This is a genomic window from Streptomyces sp. CC53 (genome assembly GCF_001865245.1).
Taxonomy (GTDB): domain Bacteria; phylum Actinomycetota; class Actinomycetes; order Streptomycetales; family Streptomycetaceae; genus Streptomyces.
In genome coordinates this window covers 65,379-74,599 of record NZ_MKXB01000106.1, presented here as the reverse complement: position 1 = coordinate 74,599, position 9,221 = coordinate 65,379, and the positions used below count along the sequence as shown (strand labels likewise).

Sequence of the window (9,221 nt, the reverse complement as noted above, 5' to 3'; positions counted from 1 at the left end):
GGGTGCGTCCGTCGCTGAGGTCGCGGTCGTAGGCGCCGACGGTGATGCGGTGGGGGCGGGTGCCGGTGCGGTCGAGGGTGAGGGACCAGCGTCCGGGGGTGGTGGTGACGGCGGCGGTGAGGGTGTCGGTGCCGGTGGTGCGGAGCCAGGCTTCGGCCCAGGCGTGGACGTCGCGGTCGGTGGCGGAGGCGAGGCTGTCGAGGAAGTCGGTGAGGGTGGCGTTGCCGAACTTGTGGCGGGCGAAGTGGGTGTTGATGCCGGCGAGGAAGTCCTTCTCGCCGAGCCAGGCGACGAGCTGGCGGAGGGCGGAGGCGCCCTTGGCGTAGGAGATGCCGTCGAAGTTGAGGAGGGCGGAGGCGGTGTCGGGAACGTCGTGGGGTTCGGGGGCGACGGGGTGGGTGGAGGGCCGCTGGTCGGCGTCGTATCCCCAGGCCTTGCGTTCGACTCCGTAGTCGATCCAGGTGTCGGGGTAGCGGGTGGTGGCTTCGTTGACGGTCTGGTAGCCCATGTACTCGGCGAAGGACTCGTTGAGCCAGATGTCGTCCCACCAGGTGAGGGTGACGAGGTCGCCGAACCACATGTGGGCCATCTCGTGGGCGATAACCATGGCGCGTCGCTGGCGTTCGCTGATGGTGACGGCGGAGCGGAAGACGAATTCGTCGCGGAAGGTGACGAGGCCGGGGTTCTCCATGGCGCCGGCGTTGAATTCGGGGACGAACGCCTGGTCGTAGGAGTCGAAGGGGTAGGGCTCTTCGAACTTCTCGTGGTAGCGGTCGAAGCACTGCCGGGTGACGTCGAGGATCTCGTCGGCGTCGGCGTCGAGGTGGGGGGCGAGGGAGCGGCGGCAGTGGATGCCGAAGGGGAGGCCGGCGTGGCGGGTGCGGACGGAGTGCCAGGGGCCGGCGGCGACGGCGACGAGGTAGGTGGAGATGCGGGGGGTGGTGGCGGCGGTCCAGCGGCCGTCGCCGGTGTGGGTGGTGGTGCTGTTGGCGAGGACGGTCCAGTGCCGGGGGGCGGTGACGGTGACGTCGTAGGTCGCCTTGAGGTCGGGCTGGTCGAAGGCGGCGAAGACGCGTTGGACGTCGTCGAGGAAGAGCTGGGTGTAGACGTAGGTCTCGCCGTCTGCGGGGTCGGTGAAGCGGTGCATGCCCTCGCCGGTGCGGGAGTAGCGCATGGTGGCGTGGACGTGGAGTTCGTGGGGGCCTTCGGTGAGGCCGGTGAGGGGGAGGCGGTTGTCGTCGAGGGTGGTGGGGTCGAGGGGCTGCCCGTCGAGGGTGACGCTGTGGAGGGTGGCCGGCTTGAGTTCGACGAAGGTGTCGCCGGGGGTCCGGGTGGTGAACCGGATGCGGGTGACGGAGTCGAAGGTGTCGTCGCCGGTGGTCAGGTCGAGGTCGACGGTGTAGTGGTCGACGTCCAGGGTGCGGGCTCGGGTCTGCGCCTCTTCGCGCGTCAGTGCGGGCATGGGCCCATGCTGCCTGATGCGGTGGGGGCTGGTCAGCGGGTTGCGCCGGCCGCTTCGGGAGGGGGCTGCGGAGGGTAGGATCGGCCGGTTTCGGCAGCGGTGTCCCGGGTGGTGTGGCGTGCTCGGTCGGCGGCTCGGCGGTCTGTTCCGGGGGCTGTGCGGCGAGTGCGCGGGGTGCGGGGGCACTGGGGCATGGTCCGCGTGGTGGTGGTGCGGCCCGGGGGCGCGGGGCGCCAGGCGTGGCGGGGACGGCACTGCCGGCGGGTGGCGGGGCGTGGTCGGCAGCCGGGTGGCGCGTCGTCCTTTCCGTGGGGGTGGCCGGCGGGGTGCGGGTGTGCGGGCCTCGCCCGGACCGCGGTGAGGAGTGCTGGTGCTGCTGCGCGATGTGGAGGGCGGCGGCCTCGGTGCGTACGTCCGGATGCGGTGTGACCCGGCCGTGATGGACGGGTTGGGCGGTCCGCTGCCCCGGGAGGGCATGGAGGCGAAGGTCCGCCGTGCTGTCCACCCTCCAGACCAACGGCACCCTCCTGGACGGCCGACCTGGGCCCGGTTCCTGTAGGACAACGGCTTCCTCGTCGGCCTCTCCGTCGACGGTCCCCGCGCCCTCCACGACGCCTGCCGGGTCGACAAGGGCGGCAAGCCCACCTTCGGCCGCGTCATGCGCGGCCTGCGCCACCTGCGCGAGCACGGCGTGCAGTCCGGCGGGCTCGGGAGGACGCCGACTGGATCAAGAGATCGTGCCCGGGGGTGCCGGGCCGGGTGTGGTGGTCCTCCGCCGGCCACTCCCCCCCGGGGGCGGTGCCGGGCCGGTGTCGGAGACCGGCTGGATGGTGCTGCCGGAGTTCCAGGGGCGGGGGCTGGGCAAGCAGGGTGTCCGCATGCTGCTCGAACCGGCCCGCGAGGACGGCCGGTGGAGGCTTGTGCACGCCTTTCCTGCGACGGGCAACACTCCGTCGAACGGGATCCGCCGCAGCCTCGGGTTCCGGCACCTCGGAGAGGGGTACGTGTCCTTGCCGGCCGGGTGCTCCGCAGCAACCACCGGGTCGCCGATCCTCGTACCGATCTGATCTGACGCCGGTCAGCGCAGGCCGGTTCATCTGTCGCCGGGCCCTCCCCCGCGCGGCCCGGCCGGTGGCCCGGGGCCGGCGGCTCAGCGGGTCACTGCGGGGCGGCTCCGGAGACCTCCGGGGTGGCTTCGTCGCTGGTCAGGGGGTCTTCGGCGATCTGCTCGTGGTGGCGGATCACTTCAGCGATGATGAAGTTGAGGAGCTTCTCCGCGAAGGCCGGGTCGAGTTTGGCGGACTCGGCGAGGTGGCGCAGGCGAGCGATCTGGCGGGCCTCGCGTGCGGGGTCGGCGGGGGGCAGGTGGTGGCGGGCCTTGAGGAGGCCGACCTGCTGGGTGCACTTGAAGCGCTCGGCGAGCATGTGGACGACGGCGGCATCGATGTTGTCGATGCTCTCGCGCAGGCGGGTCAGTTCGGCGCGGACGGTGTCGTCGATGGGGTCGCTCGTGCTCATGCGGCGAGCTTAGACGGGTTGCGGACGGTTCGTCGGGGGGTGTTCGGGATGCGGGACGGGCGGGGACTGCCCGGGGGCCCGCCCGTGCGGCGGGGTTCCGGCGGTCTGAAGCCCGGATGCCCGGGAGCCCCCTGTCCGGCGGGCGCGGCCCGCCGGCGAGGTCGCGGGCCGCGTGGAGGGCCCGGCCGTCGGGGGGCGCGGGCCGCAGGGAGGGGGCGGGCCTGCCCGGGGCGCCCCGGGAGGGGCGGGCCACCGGGTCGTGGCGGTGGCCCGCCGTTTCGGGGTGCGGCCGGGGGCTACAGGGTGGCCGCGGCCTGCTTGATGGCGGTGGCGAAGGTGGACACCTGGGCGTAGACGCCGGGGTACTGGGGGCGGGCGCAGCCGTAGCCCCAGCTGACGATGCCGACCTGGATCCAGGCGCCCCTGTCGTCGCGGCGGAACATGGGGCCGCCGGAGTCGCCCTGGCAGGTGTCGACGCCGCCCTGGGGCAGGCCGGCGCAGATCTCCTCGGCGGGCACGAGGGAGCTGCCGTAGGCCTGGCGGCAGGTGGCGTCGGAGACGAAGGGCACCTGGGCCTTGAGGAGGTGGCGCTGCTGCCTGCCGCCTTCGCGGTCGGCGCCCCAGCCGGCGACGGTGAAGGTGCCGTTGTCGTAGGCGGTGGTGGTGGCGATGTTCAGGGTGGGGAGGTTGACGGGGCGGGCCAGTTTGATGAGGGCCCAGTCCTTGCCCTGGCCGTTGTAGCCGGGGGCCTGGAGGACCTTGGTGGAGCGGACCTTGATGGCGGATCCGCTCTGCAGGTCGGTGACGCCGGCGGTGGCGGTGATGCTGGTGTTGTTGCCGGAGCCGCTGACGCAGTGGGCGGCGGTGAGGACGATCTGCTGGGTGAGGAGGGAGCCTCCGCAGCCCATGGAGAGGCGGACCATCCAGGGGAACTCGCCCTGGGAGGCGGGGCTGCCGCCGACGACGGGGTCGGGGGCGGTGGGCGGTTTGGGCAGGGCGTCGGCGGTGGCGGGGTGGAGGCTGAGGGCGGCGAGGGTGACGGCGGCCGCGGCGGCGAAGCGCTTCAGGGCGCGCGGGAGTGTGCTGGTGGTGGTGTTCACCTGGGTGCCTTTCGTGGGGGGTCGGCCCGGGAGCACCCATGCATGGCATGAGCGCGTCAAGGCTTGTGCCGGATTATCCGGAGGCCCGGAGGGCCCCCGCAAGGCGTCCTTTCGGACAGCGCCGTGCACGAGAACACCGGCCCCCTCCCCGGTCGGCGCCCGGGTCGCGGCGGGGACCGCGGCGACGACCGGGACGCGGCCGGAGGGCGGTCCGGACGGCCGGTGGCGCGGCGACCCCGGTGAGCGGCGCCGCGGCGCCGTACTGTGGAGGCAGTGGGCGGCGTACGCGGGGGCCGCCGCGGCGGCTGTGGTCCACGGGGGTGCGGGACATGGCGGGGAGCGGACCGGGAGCGGAGGTCGTCCACGGCTTCCCCCACCTGGACACGGTCCGGGCGGCGATCACCGCCGTGCACCGGCGGATCTCGTACGAGGGCCTGGCCGCGTACGCGGTGAGCGTCCCGCCCGACGCGGTGGCCTTCGGTGACGGCGACGACCTGCACCTGGGGACGCACCGGGTCGCGGGGGCACTGGTACGGCAACTCGGGCTGCCGGAGGCGCGGATGATCGTGAGCTTCCGCGCGATGGAGCACGCCGCGAGCGTGGAGCTGGAGGCCGGGCCCGAGTACTTCATCGAGCTCAACGACCGGTTCAGGACCCACCGGCGGGACATCGGCGCGGCCCTCGCACACGAGATCACGCACGTGCTGCTGCACCGGCTCGACCTGGCCTTCCGCGGGACCCGGGACAACGAGATCCTCACGGACACCGCGACCGCGTACCTGGGTGCCGGCTGGCTGCTGCTGGACGCCTACCGCGAGGACGCGCTGTCCAGCCAGAAGCTGGGCTACCTGACACCGGAGGAGTTCGGCTACGTGCTGGCCAAGCGGGCGCGGCTCTTCGGCGAGGACCCCTCGCCGTGGTTCACCAGCCCCCAGGGGTACGAGGCGTACGTACGGGGCCGGGAGGAGGCGCTGCGCGACGAGCGGCGGCCCCCGTCGGCGGCTGCCGGGCGGGCCGCGCGGCACCGGTACGCGAAGGAGAAGAAGCGGTACGCCGCCGGGCGCACCGGGCCGGCGGTCCCCTCCGGCCCGGACGGGTACGCGTTCGAGGGCGGCGGGACCGCGGAGCTGCGGGTGTCGTTCCCCTGCCCCACGTGTCTGCAGCGCATCCGGGTGCCGGTGCGGGGCCGCACGCGCGTGCGGTGCGGACTGTGCCGGGCGGTCCTGGAGTGCGACACGTAGGCAGGCCGTCGGCCCCGGGGCGCGCATCGGGGCGAATGTGTTTGCGAAGGACTCGCGGGCGGGTCAGGGTCGACGTATGACCATGGTTCCGGCACCGGTGTACGAGGATCTGTTCGAGGCCGTCCTGAGTGGGGACGTCGACGCGGTGGTGCGGCTGCTGCGCTCGGGGGCCCCGGCGGAAGCGACCGACGAGGACGGCGGCACCGTCCTGTACACGGCGGCGGTCAACGGCCGCGCGGCGGTCGTCCGGCTGCTGCTGGCCGCGGGCGCCGACCCGGGCCGGGGCAGCGGCGGGACGGCGGGTGACCTGCCCCTGTGCGGCGCCGCCTGCAACGGCCACACGGAGGCGGTGCGGGCCCTCCTCGCGGCCGGGGCGTGGCCGGACCAGCGGGAGGAGTTCGGGTACACGGCGCTGGCGTGGGCGGTGCGGCAGGGGCACTCCGGGACGGTCGAGGCGCTGCTGGAGTACGGCGCCGACCCGGCGCGGCCCGGCCCCGACGGGATGGTGCCGCTGGTCGCGGCGGCCCGGCGGGGCTCGCTGCCGATCGTGCGTGCGCTGCTGGAGCGGGGCGCTCCGGGGCGGGAGGAGGCGCTGGCCGAGGCCCGTGCGTGGCGGGGGCGGGACGTGGCGGCCGTGCTGCGGGAGGGGTTGGTGGACGCGCACGGCCCCGGGGGCACCGCTGACGTCGTCGTACGGCGTCTCCCGGAGGACGAAGGGGTGACGGTGGTGGTGGAGGTGCTCGTCGACGGCGCGCCGGCTGCGGGGAACGAGCAGCAGACGGGGCACGCGGCGATCGTGACGCTGCTGGAGGAGGCGCTGGGCGTGCGGGCGCCGGCCGAGGAGCTGGCGGGGCGGGCCCTGGGGTGCGCCGACCCGGGGCTCGGGGACTGGACGGAGGCCGTGGAGGCGCTGGGGCGGCGGGGTGACGAGGAGACGTGCGCGGCCGCGGTGGGCTGGTGCGGGGCCCCGGACCCGCTGCGGCGGACGCTGGGCGCGGACGTGCTCGCGCGGCTCACCGCGCACGGCGGCACCGGGGCCGCCGTGGTGCGGGCGCGGGCGCTGCCCGTGCTGCGGGAGCTGGGCCGCGAGGCGCGCGAGGCGGAACTGGCGCTGGCGGTGGTGCGGGCGCTCGGGGCGCAGGGCGACGCGGCGGTCCTGCCGGACGTCCTGCGGCACGCGGTGCACCCGGACGCGCGGGTGCGGCGCGGGGTCGCGGTCGCCGTGACCGGGCTCGTGCCGCATGGGCACCGGGAGGCCGTGGCGGCGCTGACCGCGCTGGTCCGCGACGGGGACGCCGGGGTGCGGGCGGCCGCGGCGCACGCCCTGGCCGTCGCGGCGGAGGACTCCCCCGGCGTACGGGAGGCCTTGGTGGAGGCGTCGGCGGACCCGGACCCGGTGGTCGCGGCGGAGGCGGCACGGGGCCTGGCGATCCGGCAGGACCCGCGGGCGGTCGACGTGCTGGACCGGATCCTGGTGTGCGGGGACCCGGACGGCCGGGCCTGCACGGTGGCGCGTGAGGCGCTGGAGCACATCCAGGACGAACGCACCAGGAACCGCCTGGAGTTCGCCTGGCCGCGCCGCTGACCGCCCACCCCGCGCGGCGAGCGCACAGCCCTGGGCGAGGACGTTCACCGCTGGGTGGCCCCCGCAGGACGCTGCCGGTACGCACGCCGGACGGGTGCTTCACCCTACGGGTGGCTGTGGGAGGGCTGCTGCCCACCGGCGGCTGTTCCCCGGCCCGGGGCCCGGTCGGCAGGGGGCCGGGGCGGGCCCCGTCACGTGCTGCCGGGCGGTCCGTAGGGCTGGAGGAGTTGGTCGACGGGCGCGTGGTCGTCGGTGAGTGGCCGTGCGTCGCCGATCCAGGAAGCGAGGTCATCGCCGGTGGCGATCCGCCAGCCCGTGCGCCGCGTGTCCAGCGCCTCCTGGGCCGCGCGCAGGTCGATGGGCCGGGTGGAGGCGAGCACCACCAGGTTGCCGCCCCGGGCGGTGCCGCTCGGGGCGGTGCCGATGTCGGCGGGCTCGCCGACGAGGGCGACGTGCGGGAAGGTCGCACGGAGGGTGGCTGCTTCGGCGCGGGCGAACGCCAGGTCCCCGTGGTCGATGAGGTTGGCGACGTACAGCCCGTCCTCGTCGAGCACGCGCCGCACGTCGGCCATCGCCTCCCGGGTGGTGAGGTGCCACGGCACGCTGACACCGCCGAAGGCGTCGCCGACGACGAGGTCGCGGCTGCCGGCGTCCAGCCGCCGCAGTCCGAGCCGGCCGTCCTCGACGCGTACGGTGACGCCGGGGACCGACCGCAGCCCGAGGCGGTCGCGGTCGACGCGGGCGACTCCGCCGTCGATCTCGGAGACCACACTGCGCGTCCCCGGCCGGGTGGCCGCGAGGTACCGGGGGAACGTCAGCCCGCCACCACCCAGGTGGTGGGCGGAGAGGGGGACACGCTCGGGAAAGGCGGCGTCGACCACGGACGCGATGGCGCGCACGTAGGTGAACTCCAGGTGCGTCGGGTCGTCGAGGTCGACGTAGGAGTGCCGCAGACCGTCGAGGACGAGGGTGCGGCCGCCCCTGCGGTCGGGGTCCGCGACGACCCGTACGCAGTGGTACCGGGTCTCCGTGTCGCAGGCCCCGGGCGCGACCGTGGCGGCGAGGCTGCCGGCGACGACCGCGAGAGGCAGGGCGGTGGTGCCCCGCCACGTGCGCGTCCGCCACCCGGTCAGCACCGAACCGGCGACCAGCAGCGCTCCCAGGCCGATCAGGATGCCGCTGACCGGCCAGCGGGACACGAGCACGAACCCGGTGAGGACGGTGCCCACGATGGCGCCGAGCGTGCCGACGCCGGACAGCCGGCCGACGACCGCCCCGGTCTCGGCGAGGCTGGTGAGACGCAGCTTGGTCACGAGCGGCGTCACCGCGGAGAGCAGCGCGCCCGGCACGAGGATGGTCAGCGAGGCGAGCAGGACGAGCAACGGCGGCGCCCACTCCGCCGTGGCGCGCAGCACGGCCGGAGTGAGCGCCACGACCACTCCCGACACCCCGAGCGAGGGGCCTATGAGCCGGCGGGGATCTACCCGGTCGGCGACGACCCCGCCCAGCCAGGAGCCGAAGGCGATCGCGGTGAGAGCGATCCCGATCACCATCGTGCTGGTCTCAAGGGTGAGGCCGAGGTACGGGGCCAGCAGTCGCAGGGCGGCGATCTCGACCACCAGGACCGCTGCCGAGGAGCCGAACACGAGGACCGCGGCCGTACGGGGACCCGGACCGCGGGTCCGTGGCGTTCCCTCGGCGGCGGACGGGGAGGACGATCCGGTCACGGGTGACATCCTTCCATGCCCGGCGTGCCCGGCGTCCGGCGTCGGGCGCCCCTCCCCCTGCGTCAGGGGCGGCACGGTCGGCCCCCGCGCGCCCGCTCGGCGCCGAGGTCCGGCCGGGGAGGGCGGGGCACGGCAGGAGGCGGATGCCGGCGAGGGCCGCCCGGCGTGCCGCTCAGCTCTGAGGGTCCGTCACGGCCCGTTCCGCGGCGCTGCGCTCGACGCACAGCTCGTTGCCCTCGATGTCCGCGAGGACCACCCAGCCCGTGCCGTCGGGGCGGCGCCGGTCGTCGACGAGGGCGGCGCCCAGGGCGAGCAGCCGGTCCACCTCCTCGTCGCGGGAGCGGTCCTGCGGCTGGAGATCGAGGTGGACCCGGTTCTTGACGGTCTTGCCTTCGGGGACGCGGATGAAGAGGAGGCTCACGCCGGGCGACTCCACCACGGCTTCGGGGTCGCCGGGCCGGTCGTCGTCGCCGAGGGGCGCGTCCAGGACGGCGGACCAGAATCCGGCGAGGCGGTAGGGGTCGGCGCAGTCGAACGTCACATGTCGCACGAGGGAGGTCATGGGAGCCAGCCTGCCATCGGAGGGGC

General features: G+C 75.0%; 8 protein-coding genes. 3 read left to right on the top strand and 5 right to left on the bottom strand.

Annotated features, from left to right (window positions below):
- On the bottom strand, window positions 1-1,462 hold a 1,462-nt coding region (gene pepN / locus BJP40_RS10475), incomplete at its 3' end, for an aminopeptidase N (protein WP_071280135.1).
- An 809-nt stretch (window positions 1,463-2,271) separates the two neighbouring features.
- Between pepN and BJP40_RS10465 the strand changes: the two genes are divergently transcribed.
- On the top strand, window positions 2,272-2,529 hold the full coding sequence (locus BJP40_RS10465; protein ID WP_071280133.1) for a GNAT family N-acetyltransferase: 258 nt from the start codon (window positions 2,272-2,274) through the stop codon (window positions 2,527-2,529).
- A gap of 91 nt (window positions 2,530-2,620) precedes the next feature.
- Here BJP40_RS10465 and BJP40_RS10460 read toward each other — a convergent pair whose 3' ends face one another.
- Complete coding sequence (locus BJP40_RS10460) at window positions 2,621-2,980, bottom strand: chorismate mutase (protein ID WP_071280132.1); 360 nt, start codon at window positions 2,978-2,980, stop codon at window positions 2,621-2,623.
- A gap of 296 nt (window positions 2,981-3,276) precedes the next feature.
- The gene (locus tag BJP40_RS10455) at window positions 3,277-4,080 is read right to left on the bottom strand and encodes a serine protease (RefSeq protein WP_071280131.1); all 804 of its coding nucleotides are present in this window, start codon (window positions 4,078-4,080) and stop codon (window positions 3,277-3,279) included.
- Window positions 4,081-4,409: 329 nt separating this feature from the next.
- Here BJP40_RS10455 and BJP40_RS10450 point away from each other — a divergent pair, with 329 nt between their 5' ends.
- Complete coding sequence (locus BJP40_RS10450; RefSeq protein ID WP_071280130.1) at window positions 4,410-5,321, top strand: hypothetical protein; 912 nt, start codon at window positions 4,410-4,412, stop codon at window positions 5,319-5,321.
- A 76-nt stretch (window positions 5,322-5,397) separates the two neighbouring features.
- Window positions 5,398-6,906 carry an ankyrin repeat domain-containing protein gene (locus BJP40_RS10445; protein WP_071280129.1) on the top strand — a complete coding sequence of 503 codons (1,509 nt, stop codon included), beginning with the start codon at window positions 5,398-5,400 and terminating at the stop codon, window positions 6,904-6,906.
- A gap of 191 nt (window positions 6,907-7,097) precedes the next feature.
- Here the strand turns inward: BJP40_RS10445 and BJP40_RS10440 are convergent, their stop codons facing one another.
- Both BJP40_RS10440 and BJP40_RS10435 read right to left on the bottom strand, forming a co-directional pair.
- Window positions 7,098-8,642: a fused MFS/spermidine synthase gene (locus BJP40_RS10440; RefSeq protein ID WP_071280128.1), complete on the bottom strand. Its 1,545-nt coding sequence runs from the start codon at window positions 8,640-8,642 to the stop codon at window positions 7,098-7,100.
- Window positions 8,643-8,805: 163 nt separating this feature from the next.
- The gene (locus tag BJP40_RS10435; protein WP_071265453.1) at window positions 8,806-9,195 is read right to left on the bottom strand and encodes a VOC family protein; all 390 of its coding nucleotides are present in this window, start codon (window positions 9,193-9,195) and stop codon (window positions 8,806-8,808) included.
- Window positions 9,196-9,221 lie beyond the last annotated feature (26 nt).

Bases quoted from the DNA above. Each gene is read 5' to 3' on its own strand.
- BJP40_RS10450 (WP_071280130.1), top strand. From the start codon at position 4,410: ATGGCGGGGAGCGGACCGGGAGCGGAGGTCGTCCACGGCTTCCCCCAC.
- BJP40_RS10460 (WP_071280132.1), bottom strand. From the start codon at position 2,980: ATGAGCACGAGCGACCCCATCGACGACACCGTCCGCGCCGAACTGACC.
- BJP40_RS10440 (WP_071280128.1), bottom strand. From the start codon at position 8,642: ATGTCACCCGTGACCGGATCGTCCTCCCCGTCCGCCGCCGAGGGAACG.
- BJP40_RS10435 (WP_071265453.1), bottom strand. From the start codon at position 9,195: ATGACCTCCCTCGTGCGACATGTGACGTTCGACTGCGCCGACCCCTAC.
- BJP40_RS10445 (WP_071280129.1), top strand. From the start codon at position 5,398: ATGACCATGGTTCCGGCACCGGTGTACGAGGATCTGTTCGAGGCCGTC.